The 1,083-nt window shown below is 50.1% G+C and carries 2 protein-coding genes; both read right to left on the reverse strand.

The features are described 5' to 3' along the window. A partial coding sequence (locus tag NK987_RS21340) for a recombinase family protein (protein WP_259265499.1) occupies positions 1-367 on the reverse strand: 367 nt, incomplete at its 3' end. Positions 368-503: 136 nt separating this feature from the next. Next, positions 504-1,083: plasmid pRiA4b ORF-3 family protein (locus NK987_RS21345; RefSeq protein WP_259265500.1), on the reverse strand; the 580-nt coding region annotated here is incomplete at its 5' end.

Genomic DNA, 1,083 nt, shown 5'->3' on the forward strand with positions numbered 1-1,083 from the left:
CTCGTTCAAACTGGCTGAATGCCGACATCATGTGCAGCTGCAGTTCCTGCATCGGATTGTTTGTGCCGGCGCTGAACGTCAGCTGCTCTTTCAGAAAAATAAGGGTAACGCCCTGGTCACGAAGCCGGGTGGTGACAGCGCACATATCCGACATATTCCGGCAAAGGCGATCGATGGAATGAACCAGAAGCGTATCACCAGGGCGTAATTGCCCCAGGAGTTCCTGTAACCCCGGGCGGTTTGTGTCCTTCGCGCTGGCATGCTCAACACAAATTTTATCAGGCTGAAAACCCGCCTTTGACAATGCCTCTTCCTGACGGGCCGTATTCTGATCGGCCGAGCTTACCCTGATGTAGGCATATTGCACGCAAAACCTCCGGAAGGTCTTTAAACATCATAGAGATTTAAAGAATAATCCATAAACACTGATTTAGGGAGGTTTATAGACATTTTTTCGGGGATCTGAGAGGCATGCTGAAAACGTATACCTTTATAGACATCAGTCAGCGACGACGGCCCAGCCAGATAACTTCAGGCTCCAGTACCGGAGATGCAAGGTCGAGCCTGCTCAGTTGCCGGTTGATTTTGTGGCGGTTGAACCTGACAGCATCCAGGTCGTCAGCAAAAGGGCGGATCTCGCCGACCGTTGTTTCATCATCCGCATTAACGATAGCTTCAAGAAACGCCAGGGTTTTATCGAACTCATCCGCAGCTGTGGCTCCGGGCATACCATGGCCGCTTATACAAAACGGCGCTTTCAGCGTAGAGTTTTCATAAATGGCCTCAACACGAATGTCATGAAGCCAGTGCTCAAAGAAATTGTATTCATAGGTAAAGCGATCGCCAGCATCAAAAGCAAAATCATCAATCACGACCCGGAACGGATTATCGACAAAACCGATGCCTCCTTCGTAGGAGATACCGTAATCTTTGCCATAAATGTGAAATTGATGGAGATGGTCGTCCCCCCAGCCCTGCCCTATCTGGAAAATGAAGTGAAGCGCGGCCAGTGACGTGTCGGCAGCAATTCTCAGCCGACGCCAGACCATCGGACTGACTCCATGAACTGCTATTTTGATGACG

The sequence above is a fragment of the Aquiflexum gelatinilyticum genome (assembly GCF_024813435.1).
GTDB classification, from domain to species: domain Bacteria; phylum Bacteroidota; class Bacteroidia; order Cytophagales; family Cyclobacteriaceae; genus Cognataquiflexum; species Cognataquiflexum gelatinilyticum.